Source organism: Desulforhopalus sp., from assembly GCA_030247675.1.
In the GTDB taxonomy this organism is placed as follows: Bacteria; Desulfobacterota; Desulfobulbia; order Desulfobulbales; family Desulfocapsaceae; genus Desulforhopalus_A.
In genome coordinates this window covers 69,121-91,174 of record JAOTRX010000004.1, presented here as the reverse complement: position 1 = coordinate 91,174, position 22,054 = coordinate 69,121, and the positions used below count along the sequence as shown (strand labels likewise).

The window sequence follows — 22,054 nt, the reverse complement described above, 5'->3', positions numbered from 1 at the left end:
CGTTTCAAAGGGCTTATCCTTTTCCTGCAAGGGCTAATCGACAGGAAAAAATCAAAGAAATTTGATCCCTTCTCTCCGCCAGTTTTTCCCTTCCCGCCATTAAAAAAATGTTGCACCGCCTATTCAATCATGTTAATAAATGGCTCTTGCCAGCCCGGGAAGCCGCTGAAGCGGAACCAACGGTTCCGTGGCGAATAGAGTTACCCAGGCGCGTAGCTCAGTGGGAGAGCGCCACCTTGACGTGGTGGATGTCGTGGGTTCAATCCCCTCCGCGCCTACCAAGATAAAAGGCTAAAGTAAGAACTCCTTTGCAAAGGTGTTAATTCTTTAGCCTTCTTTTTTATATACAAATACCTCATGCCTGAAATTACAGTCACCCTATTCGAAGGAGAATCGATATCTGTGCCCGCAGGGACCACAGTACAGGAGGCGCTATCCTCACTCCTCTCCAACAAGCAACGAAAACTCACCGTTGCCGCCCGGATAGGCGAGGCTATTGTCGACTTTGCTACCCCCCTCCACACCGATACTGAACTCGTCCCGATTCAAATCGGCAGCGATGAGGCACTCGATGTCCTGCGTCACAGCACGGCCCATATCATGGCCCTGGCTGTACGGGAGATCTTCGGCAAAGAGGTTAAAATAGCCATAGGCCCATCGATAGAAAACGGGTTTTACTACGATTTTCTGCACACCCAGCCTTTTAGCCCGGAAGATTTCGAGGCGATCGAGGCGAAGATGGAAGAGCTGGGTCGCCGGGCTCTGCCATTTCAACGAACTGAAATATCGAGCAGTGATGCCATCAAGAGGTTTACGGCCGAGCAGGAAAAATTTAAGGTCGAGCTCATAGAGGATCTGCGAACCGAGTCAGTCTCCCTGTATCAGGTTGGTGAATTCGCCGATCTCTGCCGTGGCCCGCACCTGCCCAACACCTCGTTCATCAGGGCATTCAAACTCCTGCGCGTGGCTGGTGCTTATTGGCGCGGCGATGAAACCCGCGATGTCCTGCAACGCATTTACGGTACCGCCTTCTTTGATAAAAAAGACCTGAAAAAATATCTCAGCGACCTCGAAGAAGCAAAAAAACGCGACCATCGCAAGTTGGGAAAAGAGCTTCAGCTTTTCACCATCAAGGACGAAATCGGTCCCGGTCTTATTCTCTGGCAGCCAAAGGGGGCCCAGCTTCGCCGCCTCATTGAGGACTTTTGGAAAGACGAGCACTACCGGCACGACTACGAGCTGCTGTACACGCCCCATATCGCTCGGCAGGATCTTTGGAAAACCTCGGGCCATCTCGATTTCTACAGCGAGAATATGTACTCGTCGATGGATATCGATGAAGTGAAGTATCAGCTGAAGCCGATGAATTGCCCTTTCCATATCGGTATTTTCAACAGCGACAAAAGAAGTTATCGCGATTTGCCGATCCGCTGGTGCGAACTGGGCACAGTCTATCGCTACGAACGGGCCGGCGCACTGCATGGGCTGCTCAGGGTTCGCGGTTTTACCCAGGACGACGCCCACATCTTTTGCCGGCCGGACCAGCTTGAAGATGAGATCCTCAATATTCTCGATCTCAACCTGCATATCCTGCGTTCTTTTGGCTTTGCCGATTATGATATTTACTTATCGACTCGCCCGGCCAAGTACGTCGGCAGCGACGAAAACTGGGAAAAGGCCACTGAGGCATTGAAGCTCGCCCTAGAAAACAGGGGGCTTGCCTACAAAATCGATCCAGGCGAAGGCGTTTTTTACGGACCGAAGATCGATATTAAAATCAAGGACCAGCTGGGCCGCTCCTGGCAGTGTTCGACCATCCAAGTCGACTTCAATCTGCCGGAACGATTTCAGATGCACTTTACTGGCACCGATAACGCCGACCACCAACCGATAATGATTCATCGAGCCTTGATGGGCTCCCTGGAACGTTTTATCGGCGTGCTCATTGAGCACTATGCTGGGGCCTTCCCCCTATGGTTTGCCCCGGTGCAGGCACGAATTCTGAATATCACTGACGACCAGGCCGATTATTGTGAAGAAATATATCAACAGCTTCGCAAAGCCGGTGTGCGAGTAGAAAAGGATTTGCGTAACGAAAAATTGAACTATAAAATCAGAGAAGCGCAAGTTGCTAAAATACCGTACATGCTTATCATCGGTGACAAAGAAAAATCTGAACAGACGGTAACCGTTCGCCAGCGTGACGGGGCTAACCTGCCACCAATGGCCATAGCCGAGTTTGCCGAAAAAATAGCATCTGAGGTCCGGACAGGGCGCGGATACTAGGCGAAAACGGTAGAATGTATTGCCTGGGTGCATGCCATTGGCATCCTCTCAGGACGATTTGCAATATCAAGCTCGTAGAATCGAGGAGGTAAAGTTATTAACAGAAAAGGCAGGAGTGTACCGGCACAGCGAGAAGGACAATCAGTAACCAACGAGGCAATTCGCTTCCCCAAGGTCAGACTTATTGATGCTGATGGCAATCAATTGGGAATTGTTTCGTCCGAAGAAGCAAAAAACATAGCATTTGAAGCAGGTCTCGATTTGGTGGTTGTTTCGGAGAATGCTGACCCACCCGTTTGCCGGGTGATGAATTACGATAAATTTCGCTACGAGCAGAAGAAAAAAACACAAGAAGCTAAAAAGAAGCAGACAGTTATTGAAACAAAAGAGATCAAGTTCCGGCCAAAAACCGATGACCACGATCTCAATTTTAAAATAAAGAATATCAAGAAATTCCTTGCCGAAAAAAACAAGGTGAAACTCACCATGCGTTTTCGTGGCCGGGAGATTGTGTACTGTGAAACCATCGGCCTCGATTCAATGAATAAGATCGCCGAAGCCTTGAAAGAGGATGCAACCATTATCCAAGAACCGAAGATGGAAGGTCGGCAACTGGTGATGTTTGTAGGACCAAAAGGATAATTTTTTTGTTTGAGCCCCGTTAAGCTCATTTTTTAAAAGAAAGAGCAATCGCCAGCGATTGTGATATTGAGGTGAAAGGAGTTCTATCATGCCGAAAATGAAAACCAATCGAGGCGCCGCCAAGCGCTTCAAAGTTACTGGATCAGGAAAAATCAAACGCTCCAAGGCGTTTTCCAGCCACATCCTGACCAAAAAATCAACGAAACGAAAGCGCGGTTTGCGTCAATCCGATATGGTTGATGCTACCAACCTCAAGGGAATTCGGAAGATTTTACCGTATATGTAATGATTCTGGCTCATTACCAACCTGCTGGTTTTAATGCAGGCTGGTCAGTGACAGCCTAGAGAGCCCGTCGGTTTTCCCGGCGGGCAGGATAAAAAGGAGTTTACAAATGCCACGCGTAACACGGGGCTTTAAGGCCCGCAGAAGAAGAAACAAGGTGCTGAAGCTTGCCAAAGGATATCGGGGAGGCAAGTCGCGCCTCTATAAAACAGCAACCGAGGCAGTTGATCGCGCCTTGGTTTATGCTTTCCGTGACCGGCGGGTCAAGAAGAGAGATTTCCGCCAGTTGTGGATAGCCAGGATCAATGCCGGCGCTCATATGAATGACATGAGCTACAGCAAGTTGATGGGTGGTCTGAAAAAAGCCAATGTTGGTCTTGACCGTAAGGTCCTTGCTAACCTTGCAATACTCGATGCCGCTGCCTTCTCGAAAGTGGTGCAGATAGCAAGAGAAGCCAACGCATAGCAGACCCTCCTCCAGTGTTTTTTCTGTATGCCGGTTTTGGTTTTCGTAACCAATAACCGGCATGCTGTTTCTTTGGGCAACTACCTTTCGCAGCGAATATGGAACACCAGTTACAAAGCTTGGAAGCCGAGGCCAAGAAAAATCTTGAACAGTTAACCGACAGCGGACAACTTGAGGAATTTCGTGTCCGTTTTCTCGGACGGAAAGGTGACTTCAGCACCCTCATGCGCCAGCTTGGGTCTGTGCCCGCTGAAGACCGCCCCCGCGTCGGGCAACTCGCGAACAACATAAAAGCCGAAATTGAGGTTCTTTTTGAAGCAAAAAAGGTTGCCCTCTCCGGCGCGGCTGAAGGAATTGCCTGCAGAACAACTCCCGACCTTACGTTGCCCGGGCGGCACCCCGCCACCGGCAGGCTGCATCCGGTTACTCAGGTCATGCGGGATACCTGTGCGATCTTCGAGAGTCTCGGATTCTCTGTTGCCGAAGGCCCGGATGTCGAGCTTGATTACTACAACTTCGAAGCGCTGAACATTCCGGCCCACCACCCGGCCAGGGACATGCACGATACCTTCTATATCAGCGAATCGGTACTGCTTCGCACCCATACCTCGCCGATGCAGGCCCGGATCATGGAGAAACAGGCGCCGCCTCTCAGGGTTATTGCCCCGGGCAAGGTATACCGTTGTGATTCCGATATCACCCATACCCCGATGTTTCATCAGGTGGAAGGTTTCCTGGTCGACAAAAATATCTCCTTCGCCGATCTCAAGGGTGTGTTGACCGTCTTCACCAGAAAAATGTTTGAAAAAGAATTGCCCCTTCGTTTCCGGCCATCGTTTTTCCCCTTTACCGAACCAAGCGCCGAGGTGGACATAGCCTGCGTTATCTGCGGCGGTTCCGGTTGCCGGGTCTGCAAAAAAACAGGATGGCTGGAAATACTCGGCTCCGGCATGATTGATCCGGAGGTTTTTAAAATGGTCGGTTATGATCCCGAGGTCTACAGCGGTTTCGCCTTTGGCCTGGGTATCGAACGTATCGCTATGCTCAAGTACGGGATTGACGACATTCGACTGTTTTACGAAAACGATCAACGTTTTCTTTCACAGTTCTAGTCTATTTCACTACACATCAGAAAATTGCTATGAAGCTTACTCTTGACTGGTTGCAAAACTATGTGGATCTTGACGGCCTGACGCCCGAGAAGCTTGCCGACCATCTTACCATGCTCGGCCTGGAAGTTGACGCCGTAAGCCCACTCTACGAAGAGCTCGCCCCGCTGCGCACCGGCCTTGTCGTTGCCGCCGAGAAACATCCCGATGCCGACAAACTGACGGTTTGTCAGGTACAGATCGGCGACGAGACGCACCAGATAGTCTGCGGAGCACCCAATGTCCGCAAAGGCCTGGCGGTAGTGGTCGCCCTCCCCGGCGTGGTTTTGCCTGGTGACCTGAAGATCGGCAAATCAAAGATCCGGGGAGTCGCTTCCGCCGGTATGATCTGCTCGGAACGAGAACTTGGCCTCAGTACCGCTCACGACGGCATCATGGAGCTGCCGGAAAACACCAAGCATGGTCAATCCTTTATTGAGGCACTCGGCCTGAAAGACACCTTTATCGAGGTTGATCTCACCCCTAATCGCCCCGACTGCGCCTCGGTCATCGGCATCGCCAGGGAAGTAGCCGGAGTTCTCCGTAAACCTCTCGTACTGCCCGTGCACGGAGCCAAGATCGACAATACCAGCAAGGAATTTTCGGTCGAGGTTGAGTCCGCTGATCTCTGCCCTCGATATGCCGCCCGGCTGATCAAGAACGTCAGAATTGCCCCCTCGCCCTGGTGGCTCCGCAAGCGGCTGCTGAGCATTGGCCAAAGGCCGATCAACAACATCGTCGACATCACCAACTTTGTCATGATGGAATACGGCCAACCACTGCACGCCTTTGACTTCGCCACCCTATCCGGGCAGAAAATCGTCGTTCGGGCACCTCGGCAGGACGAGATGACCTTTACCACCCTGGACGGCTCAGCCCGTCAGCTGAGCCCCGAGATGATGATGATCTGCGATGGCGAAAAACCTGTGGCCGTAGCCGGTATCATGGGTGGCCAGAATTCTGAGGTGAGCGAGGGTACCACCACTATTCTTTTGGAAAGCGCCTGTTTCAATCCGGTTTCGATTCGCCGCACCGCCCGGAAGCTCAATCTGGCATCGGAGGCCTCCTACCGTTTTGAGCGCGGGGTGGATCCGGAGGGAACCGTCAATGCCCTGAACCGTGCCGTGCAACTGATCTGTGAAGTGGCAGGCGGCAAAGCACCCGATGGCGGCGTCGATTGCTATGGCGGAAAGAAAACTGCACCGGCCATAACACTCAGTGTCGCAAGAACCATGTCCCTCCTCGGCATCACCATCACCGCCAGCGAAATAGCCGATCGCTTGGGATCCATCGGCTTGCCCTGCCGTCTACAGAGTGAGGAAATTATTGTTGTTGACCCGCCCTCCTTCCGTATGGATATAGAGCGGGAGGCCGATCTCATTGAGGAGGTTGCCAGGCTGTACGGTTACAATAAAATCCCTATCACCCTGCCCAAGGTCGACCTGAGCTACCCGGAACAGGACAGTGAGCGCAAACAACGGCTGCGCATTGCAGACAAGCTTGCCGCGGCCGGTTTCAGCGAGGCGATAAACTACAGTTTCGTCTCGGAAAAGCACGGCGAGATGTGCAATCTCGCAAATGATGATCCGCGGTATCAGGTGGTGCCCCTGCTCAATCCGATCAGTGAAGAGCAATCGGTGCTTCGTACCATGCTGTTACCCGGGTTGCTTGACAATGTCCGGCGAAATATCAATTTCCAGAAAACCGATATCAAACTCTTCGAGATAGGCAAGGTGTTCCAGCCGGCCGGAGACAATCTCCAGCCGATCGAGACCATGCGCTTTACCGGTGTACTCTCCGGCAATCGCCATGGTGAGAGCTCACCACTCTATTTCAAACAAGAAGAGGTTGATATCTTTGACACTAAAGGCTGTGTCGAATATATCATCAGGGAAATTGGCCTGTTGCCTGCCACCGCAGACGATGCGGTCCAATTCGTCGCCCCGGAAGACGGATGCGGCGAGCCCTATGCAGAGGCAGGCTACTCCCTTGATGTTTTTCATGGGGCGCAAAAACTCGGTTTTCTTGGCAAGGTAAGACCCGAGGTGTTGCGGCGGTTCGCCATCAAACACAATGTCTACTTCTTCGACCTCGATTTCCAGGCACTTTGCCGGCAAAAGGCCGTCGATAAAAAATTTACCAGCCTACCTGTATATCCCTCAGTTAAACGAGATATCGCGCTGGTGGTACCGGACAGCGTTTCTTCCGGCGAACTCCTTGAGGCAGTACGCAAGCATCCGGACAAGCTCATCGAGAGCTGTGAATTATTTGATATTTTCCAAGGTGGAAAAATCCCGCAGGGCCAAAAAAGCGTCGCCCTGAGTATTACTTACCGATCACCAAGCAAGACCTTAACCGAAAAAAACGTGGAGAAATCCCACGAAAAAATAGTACGCTTACTGACAGAGCAATTTGGGGGTACATTTCGTAATGCATGACACAGGCAATAATTTAACCAGGAAGGAACTGACCGAGACACTTGCCAATCAACTCGGCTTCTCGCAGAGCAGCTGCTCCCTTATCGTTGACAGCTTCCTCGATAATATGAAGCAACTTATGCTTGACGGGCAGTCGATCAAGCTCGTTCATTTCGGTACATTTACCGTCAGGAACAAATCGCCGCGAAGAGGAAGAAATCCGCGAACCGGCGATACCATTACCATTAAGAAGCGACAGGCCATTAGTTTTCGGCCCAGCAAAAAGCTGAGGGAACTGGTCAATAGCCCGGAAGCCGCTACTAAAAACTGAGCTGTTTATGCAGATTTGGCTACTACTCCTTTCTCTTTTTTTTATGTAACGAAAAGGAGTTGGCCCTTCCTGGGTTGTTTGGCCAAGGAAAACCGGCTACGCCTGAGGATAGGTATTAGGCATCTTTTATAGAGGAATGGGTGGTGGCATGACAGCGCAGATACCTAACAAGCTCTATTTTAAGATCGGCGAAGTGGCTAAACTGGCTGAAGTTCCAGCTCACGTCCTGCGTTACTGGGAATCGGAGTTTCCCGGCATCAAACCGAAACGTGCCAATTCCCAGCAGCGGCTGTACCGCTATCAGGATGTGGAACTGATCCTGAAAATTAAGGTTCTGCTGCATGATCAGAGATACACCATCGCTGGAGCGAGGAAGCTTCTTGGAACCACTGGTGGCGAACCAGTTCCGCAGCCGACCAACAAGCGACAAAGCCGTGAGAACCAGCCACATAAATTACAGATCATTAAGAAAGAACTGCAGAAATTGCAGAGTCTTCTGAACAAACCAAAAGAATAGGTTCTCATCGGCTGATAGTGTTGACAGCCAATCGAACACATGGTAGAAAGTCCAGCACGTGTCGGGATGTAGCGCAGCCTGGTTAGCGCACAAGTCTGGGGGACTTGGGGCCGGAGGTTCAAATCCTCTCATCCCGACCAGCAATTTAAAAAGGGTTTTAAGAGATATCAGTCTCTTAAAACCCTTTTTTATTGCCTTTCCGGTACAATTGCAATCCTGCACACCAAAGCTGTTTACGTCCAGTAATCTGGCCGCAAACTTCGTACCTCCGAGGCTGTTTAGCACATTTTCTGCTCCGCCACGTTGACTTCTCCCGCATTAACAAAGATACTCAGAAGAACTGTAGCGCAGAGATGCCTTGCCTGCCAACTCGTGTTATTTCTTTTCTCCAAGAGGGCCAAAAATGATTACAGATAAAACCCACGTGACAATCTATACTAAGGATTTCGCTATAAAAGGCGATATCGACCTGATCCCGGGGGCGCGGCTCACCGATTATATGAACGAGGTCAAGAGATTCATGGCGGTGACCGGCGCCACGATCAGCGACCACAGCGGCAGAGAAATTGCCAAGAGTCAATTCATCAACGTGGCGGTGGATAATATCCAAATTATTCGCCCCGCCGGCCCTTCCGAATAACCGCAACCTCTTTCAGGATACCTACCGGCATGGCAACACTGGACAAGGTTTTCAAGGCAGCCGTCGACCTGCAGGCCTCGGACGTGCACATCGTCCCCGGCGAACCGTTCATGGTTCGCAGGACCGGCAAGTTGATCCGACTGAAAAGTCAGGTTCTTACCCCCGAACAGACCGTGCATCTCATCTCCGAACTCCTCAGCCCGGCTCAGAGAGACCAGCTCAACAGTCACCAACAACTTGATTTCGCATACGAAATAAGTGGACTTGGGCGTTTTCGAGGAAGCGCCATGCTGCACAATCGCGGCATGAGCAGCGTCTTTCGCATCATCCCTCCGCAAGTCCCTACCCTTGCCCAGCTGGGTTTTCCCGATGTGGTCCGCGCCACCCTCGATAACCATCAGGGCATCATCCTGGTAACCGGATCGACCGGCCATGGCAAGACGACAACCCTTGCGGCGATGGTCGACTACGTCAACCAGCAGCGTGCCCACCACATCCTGGTTGTCGAAGACCCCATCGAGTTCATCCATCCCTTGAAAAAAGGCGTCGTCAATCAAAGGGAACTCGGCACCAGCACCCTTTCTTTTCAAAATGCCCTGAAGGGTGCACTGCGCCAGGACCCGGATGTCATCGTCATCGGTGAACTGAGAGATCTCGACACCATCTCCATGGCCCTGTCCGCCTCGGAAACCGGTCATTTAGTGATTGGCACCCTATCGACATCGAGCGCCGTCAAGACTGTGGACCGGATCATCAATTCCTACCCTTCGGGATCGCAAAACCAGATCAGGGCTATGATCAGCGAAGCCCTCAAGGCAGTCATAACCCAACGCCTCATTCCCGGAACTGATGGCAAATCAATGCATTTGGCCCTGGAAATCCTCATTGGCAATCTGTCGATTGCCAATCTGATTCGTGATAACAAGACCTATCAAATCCACTCAACCATGCAGATCGGCAAAAATCTCGGCATGCGGCTTATGGATGACGCCATCCTGGAACTGTTGGAGGCGGGGAAAATCAGCCTTGATGAGGCAGTTGCCAATGTCGACAACAAGGCACTCTTAAAGCGCCACCTTCCTGCCGACAGGAAGAGGGCGGAATGAGAGGTCCTGATGGACAAACCAACCTCATGCCCATAACCACCACAAGCCGGCAAGGGATACAGTCATGGCACAAATAGATCTATATTTCAGACAGATGCGCGATCGTGGCGCAAGTGATTTGCACATGGTCATCGGTTTTCCTCCCCTATTGCGGCTACGCGGAGAGCTGGTGCCACTGGACGCCCCGGTTCTGACCCCAGAATCGAACAAAGGTCTGCTCTTTGAAATTCTTGACCCTGTCCAACAGGAAGCCTTGCTGACCAGAAAGGATTTCGACAAGGCCTACGAGATTGAGGGAGTAGGGCGATTTCGCTGCAATTTTCTGTTCCAGCATCGCGGTATTGGCGCCGTGTTCCGGATCATCCCCACCAAAATTCTCACCCTCGACGAACTCGGAATGCCGGCAATAGTCAAGACGGTCGCCCATTTTCAAAGAGGTCTGGTCCTAGTAACCGGCCCGACCGGCAGCGGCAAATCAACGACAATGGCCGCCGTCATCGACGCCATCAACGAGACCTATGCCAAGCATATCATTACCATAGAAGACCCCCTGGAATTTGTCCATCCCAACAAGAAATGCATATTCTCCCAACGGGAGGTGGGCTCCCACGCCAAAAGCTTTGCCGAGGCCCTCAAGGTGGCAAGCCGCGAGGACCCAAACGTCATCCTGGTCGGAGAAATGCGCGACCTTGAGACGATCGCCCTGGCCCTGACCTGCGCCGAACTGGGGATCCTGGTTTTTGGGACCCTGCACACCAACAGCGCCGGCAAGACCATCGACCGGATCATCAATGCCTTTCCGGCCGAGCAACAGGCCCAGACCCGCACCATGCTCTCCGAATCGCTGAAGGCGGTCATCGCCCAACAACTCCTGAAAACTAAGGACGGCAAGGGACGCTGCGCGGCGGTCGAGGTGCTTATCGGCTCGCCGGCCCTGGCGAGCATTATCCGCGAAGGCAAAGTCACCCAGATAGACTCGCTCATCCAAACCGGCAAATCCCAGGGTATGCAGACCATGGATTCGCACCTGCAATTGCTCATCAACGAAGGCAAAATCACCCGCGAAGCTGCCAGGGAGAAAGCGATAGACAAAAGCCTCTTCAGCAGCCCCGGCGGGGAATAGTGACTCTGGGGGGCAAAGGACGGATCAAGGTTTAGCCCCCCTCACTACCGCTTAGCACGCTACCTCCGGCAGCATATTCCAGCAGTAGAAAAGTCAACCAAGACTATTGTCGAACCGCTGTAAAAAGAGTATGAAACGACAGTTTCAATACGATCTAGGTTTCCGGTGGTTACGAGTCAACCATTGCCCACAATGCGACAAAACTCTCTGATTTCTTGGCATGGAGGTTCTTTGAGCAAAAAAATGCATATCCAAACGGTCGGCTTACGGGGTCTGAAGACTCCGGTGAAAGTCAAGGAAAAGGGCGGAAAGCTGCAAAACACCATCGCCACCGTTTCCATGCAGGCCCATCTTCATGATGGCAGTAAGGATAATTGCGTCGAGACCTTCACCTCTATCCTCAGCACCCACCTCGGTGAGCTTTCGGTCACCAGCTTTTCGACAATCCTCGCCGAGATGAAGGCCGGCTTGCAGGCAAAAAGCGTCCGCCTGGAAATGACCTTCCCCTATTTCCTCGACAAGAGGGCACCGGTCAGCGACACCCACAGCCTGATGGAATATACCTGTACCTTTTCCGGCGGGATCGGTGCCGATGAAGGCTTTATATTGACGGTAGGCGTGCCGGTTACCACCCTCTGTCCCTGTTCGAAGGAGATCAGCAAGGGAGGGGCTCACAACCAGCGGGCGGAGGTTACCCTCAACGTCAAATTCAAAAATTTCATCTGGGCAGAGGATTTGATCGAAATGATCGAGCGTTCCGCTTCCTGCGATGTGTATGCCCTCCTCAAGCGGCCGGATGAAAAATTCGTGACGGAAAAGGCCTTTAACAATCCGATGTTTGTCGAGGATGTAGTGCGCAAGGTGGCGGTCTCGGCCCTGGCCGAACCGAACATTATCTGGTTTTCCGCCGGAGTGGAAAGCTTCGAGTCAATCCATAAACATAGCGCCTATGCCTATGTTGACAGCGACGAACTGCGCTAGCACTTGCCTGGTCTTGAAGGTAAAGCTGAGTTGAGCAGCTTGTCTGCTCAAACGAAACTTATGCCCTTGCGGTATAACTCTTGATTTAGAATTGGAATTACAACTGCACCGGCAAGCTGAAGGCGAACACCGTCCCGCTACCTTCCCGGGAGGTAAAGCAGATATTCCCCCGCAGGTAGGTTTCGCCGAACAGTTTCATCGAAAAGGTACCGAGGCCTCTGCCAATATCGGTTTTTGTACTGAAATGCCGCTGAAAAATTCTTCCCTGGATCCCCTCGGCAATACAGGCATTGTTCCAGACCTCCCAGACAATACGCGGGCCCTCTCGCCGGGTGGTATATTTTACCGCGCCACCGACCAAGGTGGCCTCCAGGGCGTTGATCAGCATATTGGCAAGAACGCGGCTGACCAATATCTTGTCGGTATATATCAGACAATCCTCGCAGTCCTGCACCATCTGTATAGTCCGTCCCTCAGCGGCCGCGTGGCCGCGCATGAGCAGTTCGATGTCCTTATTGATCTCGCTCAAAGACACCTGCCGCCGATCTGGACTGAAACCGGAACCTCCGGCAAGGCTGAGCTCCCGTTGGAGGGCTACCTCCTGACGCAAGCGTTTGGCCGCCTCATTGATCTGAACGACCTCCCACCGGTACGGCATTTCTCGTAGAAGCAACTCGCTCGGACCCAGCAAGGATGTCAGCACATTATTGATATCATGATAAAATACCCGCTCAAGATTGGCACGGAAATGCTCCTGGGTAATATCCTGGACGGCCACCACTAAGAGCCGATGGCCCATGCTGTCCATCGGACTTGTCCGTACCAGCAAGACCATGTTCCTGGTTTGCCCCTTGTCATCCAGTTCAAGTGTACAGACCCGCTCGGCCTTTTCATTGGTTTGCAGGGAGGTCATAATGGCAATTACCGCGCCGCAGGATGCACAAAGTTTGCTCGTTCCGCAACCGCCGGCCATGATCTTGGCGTTGGGACAACCGACACTCTCGCCAAAACGCAGCCCCAGGGCCACTCCCGGATCGGCAATACCCAGCATTTTCAAAAAGGCGTGATTGAGGCCAATGACCTGACGGTCCTCATTGAGAATCACCAGAATTCCGGCCATGGTGCTGAGAAAGGTGTTGAGGAGGGGGCTTTGGCTGACCATGTCGATCTGCCGGCTGAGAGCATCACCACGTGTTCTTTTGGCGGGAGCAAAATACGTTTCCATAATTCTCCTCTGACTCCGGTGAGTTACTTCTGACGACCTTAACCCTCAGACCTTGCCCTTCCAACTGCCAAACCCCGAAAAGGTCTTGCGAAACTGCCCGGATTCCTTCTCGCCATCAAGCATTTTCCGCAGCAGGGCCATTTCTTTCTGCGCCGCTCGAAGCTCCTGACTGAGGGCCTCAAGGTCACCGGGATTAGCGGCATCCACCGCTTTTTGCAGTTCGGCAACATTTTTTTGGGCACGATACAACTCAAGGGCGAGGGCGCGTATGGACATGGCTTTTCCTATGAAAAAAAATGGCTAGTGGGCAAAGATACGGGAAAGAACTCATTCCTTTTTCCGCAGCATTTCTTCCTTTTCGACCGCCGCCTTGAGAATGCGGAATATCTCCCGGTGATAGGTATGGATTCGTGTCTTCACATACTGGTGGACGGTCCGGCGCAAATCGCCTTCATCCACCGGGTAATGGCCGACCACGGCATCGATTTCCGGGCCCTGCCAATCGACTTCCCAGACCTCACCAGCCTGGAGGGCGTCTTGCTGATCCTCGATGGCCTCATTGATAATGACGTCACGTAGCCGCTCCACCTCCCGCTGCAGTTTCGTCACCTTCACCTGCGAGCCCTTGCGATCGGCAAGAAATTCGAGGATTTCCTCCATGGGATCTTCCCGCATGACCTTGGCGAGATACTTCACCTGGCGTTTTCTCGCGCCACCCTTGACGGTCCGGCAGCGGATGATCTCATCTTTCACCAGTTGGCTGGCGGGCAGGCGTTTTAAATCCTTGTCGGTGAGCAGACTGAGCTCTTCGGCGACACCCTCTTCATCCTTGAACCGCCGTTTCTGTGCCGATTTGCTGATATATTCTGACATGGTATCCAATTGATAAGATTATCGAACGAGTTCGACCAGGGCCGGCTCATATTCTTTTGGTGGGGCAAAACCGAGTAGACAGCAAAGCGTTGCCGCAACATTGGCAAGGCCCGGCCCCTCGACGCCCGTCAATTTGAAATGGTTGGCAACGCTGTAATCCTTGATGATAAACGGCACCGGGTTGAGGGTATGGGCGACCATTGGGGCAATCTTGCCCTTTTTATTGGTCCACAAACAGTCAGCGTTGCCGTGATCGGCGGTGATCACCGCAAGGCCCCCGGCCTTCTCCAGGGCATGGAGAATCCGGCCAAGACAGAGATCGACGGTTTCCACGGCAATGCGTACCGCCGGAACCACCCCGGTATGACCGACCATATCGCCGTTCGGAAAATTCAGCCGGATAAACTTATGGCGGCCGCTCTCAACAGCGGCAATAACCTTGTCGGTGATCTCCCCTGCTTTCATCCATGGCCGCTGATCAAACATCACCTTGTCGGAGAGGATTTCCTCATAGGTCTCAAGCTCCCGGTTTATATAACCGGATCGGTTGCCGTTCCAGAAATAGGTGACATGACCGAATTTCTGGGTTTCGGAGATGGCATAGGACGTGACTCCAGCGGCGCACAGATACTCGCTAAGGGTGCGGTCGATGGCCGGCGGCTCGACCAGGTAGTTTTTCGGAATCTGCGCATCGCCATCATACTGCATCATCCCGGCAAAGAACACCTTTGGCAGCCGCAGCCGGTCGAACTCGCGAAAATCGGCCTCTTCAAAGGCCCTGGAGATCTCAATCGCCCTGTCCCCGCGGAAGTTAAAAAACACCACGCCATCGCCGTCCGCTATCCTGCCGACCGGGCCACCGCCATCGGCGACGACGAAGGCGGCCATATACTGGTCGGTCATCTCCGGATCTTCGGCATAATAGGTCCGGACTGCCGCGGCAGCCGACGGGAAGGCCCTGCCCTCTCCCAGCACATGGGCTCGCCAGCCATTTTCGACAACCGCCCAGTTGGCGTTATAGCGGTCCATGGTGGTGACCATTCGCCCGCCGCCGGAGGCAATGCGATAATCCCGGCCGGTGGCTGAACAGCCAGCAAGTTTCGCCTCCAGGGGTTCGACATAGCGCAGGGCGCTTTTCTGATCGACGTCCCGGCCATCGAGAAGGACATGCACCCGCACCTTCGGGAAACCCTCCGCCATGCACCGGTCGAGCAAGGCATTGAGCTGATCGATATGGCTGTGGACATTGCCGTCGGAGAGCAGGCCAATGAAGTGGATGGTCCCACCCTCCCGGCTGGAGCGTTGCAGCTGCCGCCACGCCTCCCCTGCAAAGATGCGCCCCGACTGCAGCGCCTCGTTGACCAGTTGCGCGCCCTGGGCAAAGACCCTCCCGGCCCCAAGGGCATTATGGCCGACCTCGGAATTGCCCATGTCGCCATCAGAGGGCAGACCGACCGCTGTACCGTGCGCCTTCAGGCGGACCATCAGTGGTTCCTGAAAAAGTTTGTCAAGAATCGGGGTGTTAGCGATGTAGACGCCATCACTTTCATCCTGCGCCCCGATCCCCACCCCGTCCATGATGATGGTCACCACCGGTCCGGCAAAAGGGGTATAGCCAGCGAGAGGTGTGAGTGATTGTGTTGTCATTTTTTGTCCTTTTAAGGAATTATACGATCCGAAAGGGGTGTTTTTCTTTTCTCAAAAACCCAAAAAATTGCTATACTGCAAGCAGCGTTTGACATACTTTTATTAGCCCCGTTGCCTTTCTTCCCTCTTTTCCCAACGACCCCAGTGTAAAACCTATTCCATGGACGAGCAACCATCTATATCGCATCTGGAGCTGACAATCTCTTCGGGGAAGTTGCCTTTATTTACCACTGTTTTCCAGTCCGGCATAGAAATAACGACGCCCGCCGGGTCAAGTCTCGGCCAGTTTCTCGGTGCTCTGCCGGGTTTTACCAGCGAATATCTGGCCGGTGCCGTGCAGACCATTTTCCTTAACGGCGTCCCTGTTGACGACTTGACTATTCCTTTGGAAGGCGACCGTCCGACAGTTGCTCTGTCGGCGGCCATGCCCGGTCTGGCGGGAGCAATCTTTCGCAAAAACAGCTTTCATGCGGCACTGCGCAGCGACACCAAACTCGCTCACGCCGCATTGCCGGATACGCCAAAGGTGCTGACGGTCACCCTGAAGCTTTTCAATACTATAGCCCTTGATCGCGGTGAAGAACTGCTTCGTGGCGGAGTTCAATTGCCGGCCGGGGTCTTCGCCGCCTTCCTATCGAAGCGGCCCGAACTGAGCCAGGCGATACTGCGTATCCAACTTGACGACAGGGAGTTTGACATCGCCGCCCTGCAGCGGCAGCTTGCTCTGGCGGCAACAATCCATCTCAAGATATCTGCCGCAGAGGTTCAGGCCAATGGTTGAAACAAAGCGTAACAAAGACATGCTTGGCCGCAGCGGCCTGATCTCCGTCCCCCAGGCCCTGGAGATACTTCTAAGCGGCCTGAAGAACCACAAGCCAGCCACGGAAATCATCCCCCTGACCGAGGCCTTTGACCGGGTGCTCGGCGAAGCGATTGTTTCCCCGCAAGACCTGCCGGCCGAGGCCAGATCGACCATGGACGGCTTTGCCGTGCGCGCTGCCGATACCTTTGGCGCCAGCCAGTCGGCACCCTGCTACCTAAATATCACCGGCGAGGTGCGGATGGGCGAGGCGCCGAAGGGCCAGGTCGAACCGGGCGCCTGCCACAAGATCCCCACCGGCGGTCTTCTGCCGCCCGGCGCCGACAGCGTGGTTATGTTCGAACAAACGGTGCCGGTCGACGATACCCTGATCGAGATCGTCAAGAGCGTCGGCTCCGGCAGCAATGTCATCGGCAGGGGCGAAGATATCGGTCTTGGCGAAGTGGCCCTGGCCGCCGGCCGACTGCTCCGCCCCCAGGACATCGGCCTGCTGGCAGGGCTTGGCATCAGCTCCGTAACGGTAGCGAAAAAAATTCGCGTCGGCATCCTGGCCACCGGGGACGAGATCATTCCCCACAGCGAGGCCCCCCAGCCTGGGCAGATTCGCAATATCAATTCCCTGGCCCTGGCCGGCCAGGTGCTCAGGGCCGGAGGGCTCTACACCGACTACCCGATTGTTTCCGACCGCAAGGAGATTTTTCTCCCAGCCATTCAGCAGGCCATCCGCGACAATGACATCGTCCTTTTTTCCGGTGGCAGCTCGGTCGGCGTCCGCGATCTCGGCGAGCAGGTCATCGAGGAACTTGGCCCACCGGGCGTTCTTGTCCACGGGGTCACCCTGAAACCGGGTAAACCGGTGCTGATCGGCATGAGCGGCACCACCCCGATCTTCGGTCTGCCGGGGCATCCGGTGTCGGCCATGGTCTGCTTCGATTTCTTTGTCCGCCCGGCAATGGAGTATCTGTGCGGCATGCGGGACCACTCGGCATCATCCGCGCCGTCGATTACCGCACGACTCAGCCGCAACCTCAATTCGGCACCTGGCCGGCTGGATGTTGTCCGGGTTAAGCTGACAAAAGAGGGCGAGGCCTGGACCGCTGACCCGATCCTCGGAAAATCGGGATCCATTTCCACCCTTTCCCGTGCCCACGGCTATTTTCTCATTGATGAGGACAGCCAGGGGGTAACCCAAAATTCAATGATACAGGTCTATCTCTATTCATGAACCAGCGAGATATTTATATAAAGAACAAACCATTGGCCGAGGCCAAGAAATTGTGGCATGCGGCCCTGGAACGTAGCGGTTTTTACCAGCGCCGGCCGCAGGAAACCATCCGGGTCGATGACAGCCTGGGCCGGACCACCGCCGAACCGGTCTTTGCCCTGCGCTCCTCACCTTCGTACAACGCCGCGGCAATGGACGGCATCGCCGTGCATTTTCTCGATCTGGCCGGGGCCAGCGAGGCCAAACCGGTTCGCCTGAAGAGTCCCCGCTTCGTTCCGGTGAATACCGGCAACGCCATTCCCGAGGGCTGCAACGCCGTGGTAATGATTGAGGACGTCCATTATGTCAGCGACGACGAGGTGCAGCTGCATAGTCCGGCCACCCCCTGGCAGCATGTGCGGATTATCGGCGAGGACATCGTCGCCACCGAATTGATCCTGCCGGAAGGCCATAAAATCCGGGCGATTGACCAGGGCGCCATGCTTGCCACCGGAGTCATTGAGGTGGAGGTGCAGCGGCCGCCGAAGGCCCATGTCATCCCCACCGGCAGTGAGCTCATCGACCCCGTCAATCATCCCCAACCCGGCCAGATCATCGAATTCAACTCGCGTATCCTGGCCGGTTATTTGCGGGAGTGGGGGGCTATCGCCAGCCGCAACCTGCCGGTTGCCGACGACCCGGAGCTGCTGCGGGATGCCCTGCTCAAGGCGGCGGCGGAAAACGACTTGGTCATCCTCAACGCCGGCGCCTCCGCCGGTACACGCGACTACAGCTCGTCGGTACTGGCCGAGATAGGCGAGGTCATCGTCCACGGCGTCGCCATGAAACCCGGCAAGCCAGTCATCCTGGCAATGATCGGCGGGACTCCGGTCATCGGCCTGCCCGGCTACCCGGTTTCCGCCCTGCTCACCATGCGGGTCTTTGTCCGGGAGATGGTCTCGGCCTTTCTTGGCGAGGGTGAGCCGAAATCGGACTACGTCGAGGCCATTATGTCCCGGCCGCTGCACTCGCCGATGGGCGTCGACCAGTTTGTCCGTATTACCCTCGGCCGGGTCGGCGACAATCTTATGGCCACACCCTCCGGCAAAGGTGCAGGGGCGGTTATGTCGCTCGTTAGGGCCGACGGCCTGCTCACCATTCCAGCGGGCAGCGAAGGGATCGGCGCGGGCGAGAAGGTAAAAATCGAACTCCTCCGGTCACAGAGCGAGGTGGACGCCACCGCGGTCATCATCGGCAGCCACGACAACATCCTCGATCTCCTGGCCAATCATCTCCATAAGCGGCGGCCGATAGTGCGGATCTCCTCGGCCCATGTCGGCTCCATGGGCGGCATCATGGCTATTCGCCGTGGCGAGGCACATCTGGCCGGCAGCCACCTCCTCGACGAGACGACGGGAGAATACAATATCAGCTTCATCAAGCGTTTTCTTGGCGGTCTGCCGCTTGAGCTGATCAACCTCTGTTACCGCGAACAGGGACTGATCGTCGCCAAGGGCAACCCTAAAAACATCACCTGTTTTGGCGATATTGCCAAAGGAAAACATACCTTTATCAATCGCCAGAAAGGCGCCGGCACCCGTCTTTTGACGGACAAGGTCCTTGCCGACGAAGGTATCAAGCCAACGGAAATCTACGGCTATGACCATGAGGAATATACCCATATGAGCGTCGCCGCCACCGTTGCCAACGGCAGCGTCGATGTCGGCATGGGTATCCGGGCGGCAGCCAACGCCCTTGGCCTCGACTTTGTACCGATCGCCGAAGAACGCTACGACCTGATTGCACCCCTGCACCACCAGGGGGATGGCAAGATCGCGGCGATCCTCGACCTGATCCGCAATGACAGTAATTTTCATGCGGCAATCCTCGCCCTGGGAGGATACAACCTCCGCGACTGCGGCGAGGTCATGTATGCACAGTAACATGGATCAGGGGTTTTCATTGAATAACAGCCCCATTTAGGGGCCTAATGTATACATTTTTTTCAAGAAGTACCACACTCAACAAGGAGGTTTGCTATGGCAGACAAAATCTACCGCGTCAATATGACCACTCTCACCACTTCCGTTGAAGCCGTCCCGGCAGCCTGGGCCGGCCATGGCGGCCGCGGACTGACTTCAACCATTGTTGCCGCGGAGGTGGAGCCAACCTGCCATCCCCTCGGCGCAAAAAACAAGCTGGTCATCGCCCCGGGCCTGCTTTCCGGTACGGTCGCCGCCAACTCTGGCCGTCTTTCCATCGGCGCCAAGAGCCCGCTTACCGGCACTATTAAAGAGGCCAACGCCGGTGGCACCGCCGCCCAGCTTCTCGCCCGTGCCGGGTGCAAGGCCCTGATTATTGAAGGGCTGCCCAAGGGTGACGCCTGGTACAGCCTGGCACTGACCCCCGAGGGAGTGACCATTCAGGAAGAGTCAGAATTGATCGGCAAGGGCAACTTTGCAGTAGTCGAGACCCTCGGCAAGCGCTTCACCGAAAAGCTGGGGGTTCTGACCATTGGCCAGGCCGGGGAGATGCGCATGCGTGCGGCCAACATCTCCATTAAAGATCCCGACGGCGGCCTGCGCTCCTGCGGCCGTGGCGGTCTTGGCGCAGTCATGGGGTCAAAGAAAATCAAGTTCATCACCGTCAACCCGAAAGACGGCAAAGTGGCCATCGCCAATCCAGAAAAATTCAAGGAGGCCAATAAGGCCTTCTCTAAGGCCCTCGTTGACCATCCGGTGAGCCAGGCCCTCGGCCAGTACGGCACTAACGTCCTGGTCAACATCATTAACGAATCCGGTGGCCTGCCAACAAAAAACTTCACCGGCGGACAATTTGCCGGACATGAAAGCATCTCCGGCGAGACCATGCACGACACCATCAGCCAGCGGGGTGGCAAGGTCAAGCATAACTGCCATGCCGGTTGTGTCATTCAGTGCTCGCAGATTTACAACGACGCCGGCGGCAAAAAGCTCACCTCCGGGTTTGAGTATGAATCGATCTGGGCCATGGGCGCCGACTGCTGCGTCGACAACCTTGATCACATCGCCCTTGCCGACAAACTGATGGACGACATCGGCATTGATACCATCGAGACATCCGTCGCCATGGGTGTCGCCATGGAGGCCGGGGTCCTGCCCTTTGGTGATGGTCTTGGCATTTGCCGTATCCTCGAAGAAGAGGTTGCCAAGGGCACGACCCTTGGCCGGATCATCGGCAATGGTGCCGGCTCGGTCGGTATTGCCTTCGGCATTACCCGGGTGCCGGTCGTCAAGAATCAGGCAATTCCGGCCTACGACCCACGGGCCATCAAGGGCATCGGCATTACCTACGCCACCTCGACCCAGGGCGCCGACCACACCATGGGCTATACCATCGCCACCAATATCCTCAGTGTCGGCGGCAAGGTCGATCCTCTGACCAATGTCGGCCAGGTAGAGTTGTCGCGCAACCTGCAGATCGCCACGGCGGCCATCGACTCGACCGGTATGTGCCTCTTTATCGCCTTTGCCGCCCTGGACAACGCCGCCTGTCTGCCGGCGCTGATCGATCTGATCAATGCCCGCTATGGCTTGTCGCTTACCGGCGACGATGTGGTCAATCTCGGCAAATACATCCTGAAAACCGAAAGGGCCTTCAATACCGCCGCGGGCTTTACCGCGGCCGATGACCGGCTGCCGGAGTTCTTCTATACCGAACCCCTGCCGCCACACAATGTAACCTTTGATTTCAAAGGGGAAGAGATCGACACCTTCTGGAATTTCTAAGCGGATAGCCCCGGGAAATGGGGGAGTAAGTCCATTTCCCGGGGCAGATAATGAGAAGTGCAAAGATCAACAGACAAAGCAACATAACAATGCAGATTACGGTTAAACTCTTCGCCTTTTTTCGCGAAAATCGCTTCAAGGTTGAGGAGCGGGAAATAGACGAGGCAACAACCATCGGCGATATCGTCGATCAATTGGCAATCAGCAGGGAGGAGGTGGGCGTGCTCATGCTCAATTCCCGTCACACCGACTTTGCCGTCCGGCCTGCCCCTGGCGATATCCTCGCCATCTTTCCGGTCATCGGCGGGGGTTGACCACGTAGTGCCGTTCCGAAATCCCCCACCCCACTCCATCCATTAGCCCGCCGGAAAACCGGTGCCGAAAAGCGGGTAGCATCACCAATCAGCATGGTGACAATGGCATTTCCCGACTACCGCTTTGTCCGCGAAAAAACGCACAATTACATTGCACTACACTCCACCAGCATGTTACCTTAGGGATCCGTTACAATTTTGTGATTTTCAGCCTTGTCGTCATGTACCTGACTCGAAACAATGGGTCTTTGCCCGTCACCTCCG

Annotated in this window: 21 protein-coding genes and 2 tRNA genes; 19 read left to right on the top strand and 4 right to left on the bottom strand. The window is 54.6% G+C overall.

Annotated elements, in window-relative coordinates; genetic code table 11:
- The first annotated feature begins 206 nt into the window (after nucleotides 1-206).
- The 14 genes from OEL83_09985 (at nucleotide 207) to folE2 (ending at nucleotide 11,940) form a co-directional block, all read left to right on the top strand.
- A tRNA-Val gene (locus OEL83_09985) sits at nucleotides 207-281 on the top strand.
- Between the two features lie 76 nt (nucleotides 282-357).
- A complete protein-coding gene (gene thrS / locus OEL83_09980) occupies nucleotides 358-2,286 on the top strand; it encodes a threonine--tRNA ligase (protein MDK9707368.1) in 1,929 nt (642 codons plus the stop codon).
- 96 nt (nucleotides 2,287-2,382) lie between these two features.
- On the top strand, nucleotides 2,383-2,928 hold the full coding sequence (infC, locus tag OEL83_09975) for a translation initiation factor IF-3 (GenBank protein ID MDK9707367.1): 546 nt from the start codon (nucleotides 2,383-2,385) through the stop codon (nucleotides 2,926-2,928).
- Between the two features lie 88 nt (nucleotides 2,929-3,016).
- A complete protein-coding gene (gene rpmI / locus OEL83_09970) occupies nucleotides 3,017-3,214 on the top strand; it encodes a 50S ribosomal protein L35 (GenBank protein MDK9707366.1) in 198 nt (65 codons plus the stop codon).
- Nucleotides 3,215-3,320: 106 nt separating this feature from the next.
- The gene (gene rplT, locus OEL83_09965; GenBank protein ID MDK9707365.1) at nucleotides 3,321-3,677 is read left to right on the top strand and encodes a 50S ribosomal protein L20; all 357 of its coding nucleotides are present in this window, start codon (nucleotides 3,321-3,323) and stop codon (nucleotides 3,675-3,677) included.
- A gap of 98 nt (nucleotides 3,678-3,775) precedes the next feature.
- Nucleotides 3,776-4,789, top strand: coding sequence for a phenylalanine--tRNA ligase subunit alpha (gene pheS, locus OEL83_09960; GenBank protein ID MDK9707364.1), 1,014 nt, complete (start codon nucleotides 3,776-3,778; stop codon nucleotides 4,787-4,789).
- A gap of 29 nt (nucleotides 4,790-4,818) precedes the next feature.
- On the top strand, nucleotides 4,819-7,263 hold the full coding sequence (pheT, locus tag OEL83_09955; protein ID MDK9707363.1) for a phenylalanine--tRNA ligase subunit beta: 2,445 nt from the start codon (nucleotides 4,819-4,821) through the stop codon (nucleotides 7,261-7,263).
- A complete protein-coding gene (locus OEL83_09950; GenBank protein MDK9707362.1) occupies nucleotides 7,256-7,573 on the top strand; it encodes an integration host factor subunit alpha in 318 nt (105 codons plus the stop codon). Before pheT ends, OEL83_09950 begins: the two co-directional genes overlap by 8 nt.
- Nucleotides 7,574-7,721: 148 nt before the next feature.
- Nucleotides 7,722-8,090 carry a MerR family transcriptional regulator gene (locus tag OEL83_09945; protein MDK9707361.1) on the top strand — a complete coding sequence of 123 codons (369 nt, stop codon included), beginning with the start codon at nucleotides 7,722-7,724 and terminating at the stop codon, nucleotides 8,088-8,090.
- Between the two features lie 62 nt (nucleotides 8,091-8,152).
- Nucleotides 8,153-8,230, top strand: a tRNA-Pro gene (locus tag OEL83_09940).
- A gap of 263 nt (nucleotides 8,231-8,493) precedes the next feature.
- Complete coding sequence (locus OEL83_09935) at nucleotides 8,494-8,730, top strand: hypothetical protein (protein ID MDK9707360.1); 237 nt, start codon at nucleotides 8,494-8,496, stop codon at nucleotides 8,728-8,730.
- A gap of 29 nt (nucleotides 8,731-8,759) precedes the next feature.
- Nucleotides 8,760-9,836 (top strand): PilT/PilU family type 4a pilus ATPase, encoded by a 1,077-nt coding sequence (locus tag OEL83_09930; protein ID MDK9707359.1) that lies wholly within the window; start codon nucleotides 8,760-8,762, stop codon nucleotides 9,834-9,836.
- A gap of 64 nt (nucleotides 9,837-9,900) precedes the next feature.
- A complete protein-coding gene (locus OEL83_09925; GenBank protein MDK9707358.1) occupies nucleotides 9,901-10,959 on the top strand; it encodes a type IV pilus twitching motility protein PilT in 1,059 nt (352 codons plus the stop codon).
- A 231-nt stretch (nucleotides 10,960-11,190) separates the two neighbouring features.
- Nucleotides 11,191-11,940: a GTP cyclohydrolase FolE2 gene (folE2, locus tag OEL83_09920; GenBank protein ID MDK9707357.1), complete on the top strand. Its 750-nt coding sequence runs from the start codon at nucleotides 11,191-11,193 to the stop codon at nucleotides 11,938-11,940.
- A 97-nt stretch (nucleotides 11,941-12,037) separates the two neighbouring features.
- On the opposite strand, the gene OEL83_09915 is transcribed toward folE2, so the two are convergent.
- Genes OEL83_09915 through gpmI form a run of 4 tightly spaced genes read right to left on the bottom strand, consistent with a single transcriptional unit; the run spans nucleotide 12,038 to nucleotide 15,685 of the window.
- Nucleotides 12,038-13,165, bottom strand: coding sequence for a HAMP domain-containing histidine kinase (locus OEL83_09915; protein MDK9707356.1), 1,128 nt, complete (start codon nucleotides 13,163-13,165; stop codon nucleotides 12,038-12,040).
- Nucleotides 13,166-13,210: 45 nt separating this feature from the next.
- Nucleotides 13,211-13,441: a hypothetical protein gene (locus OEL83_09910; protein ID MDK9707355.1), complete on the bottom strand. Its 231-nt coding sequence runs from the start codon at nucleotides 13,439-13,441 to the stop codon at nucleotides 13,211-13,213.
- A gap of 51 nt (nucleotides 13,442-13,492) precedes the next feature.
- Complete coding sequence (locus OEL83_09905; protein ID MDK9707354.1) at nucleotides 13,493-14,038, bottom strand: DUF615 domain-containing protein; 546 nt, start codon at nucleotides 14,036-14,038, stop codon at nucleotides 13,493-13,495.
- A gap of 18 nt (nucleotides 14,039-14,056) precedes the next feature.
- Complete coding sequence (gene gpmI, locus OEL83_09900) at nucleotides 14,057-15,685, bottom strand: 2,3-bisphosphoglycerate-independent phosphoglycerate mutase (GenBank protein MDK9707353.1); 1,629 nt, start codon at nucleotides 15,683-15,685, stop codon at nucleotides 14,057-14,059.
- A gap of 160 nt (nucleotides 15,686-15,845) precedes the next feature.
- Here gpmI and OEL83_09895 point away from each other — a divergent pair, with 160 nt between their 5' ends.
- The 5 genes from OEL83_09895 (at nucleotide 15,846) to OEL83_09875 (ending at nucleotide 21,790) form a co-directional block, all read left to right on the top strand.
- Nucleotides 15,846-16,466: a hypothetical protein gene (locus OEL83_09895; GenBank protein MDK9707352.1), complete on the top strand. Its 621-nt coding sequence runs from the start codon at nucleotides 15,846-15,848 to the stop codon at nucleotides 16,464-16,466.
- Nucleotides 16,459-17,730 carry a molybdopterin molybdotransferase MoeA gene (locus OEL83_09890; GenBank protein MDK9707351.1) on the top strand — a complete coding sequence of 424 codons (1,272 nt, stop codon included), beginning with the start codon at nucleotides 16,459-16,461 and terminating at the stop codon, nucleotides 17,728-17,730. The genes OEL83_09895 and OEL83_09890 overlap by 8 nt, the downstream gene beginning before the upstream one ends.
- Nucleotides 17,727-19,652 (top strand): molybdopterin biosynthesis protein, encoded by a 1,926-nt coding sequence (locus tag OEL83_09885; protein ID MDK9707350.1) that lies wholly within the window; start codon nucleotides 17,727-17,729, stop codon nucleotides 19,650-19,652. The genes OEL83_09890 and OEL83_09885 overlap by 4 nt, the downstream gene beginning before the upstream one ends.
- Nucleotides 19,653-19,748: 96 nt before the next feature.
- Nucleotides 19,749-21,476, top strand: coding sequence for an aldehyde ferredoxin oxidoreductase (locus OEL83_09880; GenBank protein MDK9707349.1), 1,728 nt, complete (start codon nucleotides 19,749-19,751; stop codon nucleotides 21,474-21,476).
- 89 nt (nucleotides 21,477-21,565) lie between these two features.
- Complete coding sequence (locus tag OEL83_09875) at nucleotides 21,566-21,790, top strand: MoaD/ThiS family protein (GenBank protein MDK9707348.1); 225 nt, start codon at nucleotides 21,566-21,568, stop codon at nucleotides 21,788-21,790.
- The last annotated feature ends 264 nt before the right edge of the window (nucleotides 21,791-22,054 follow it).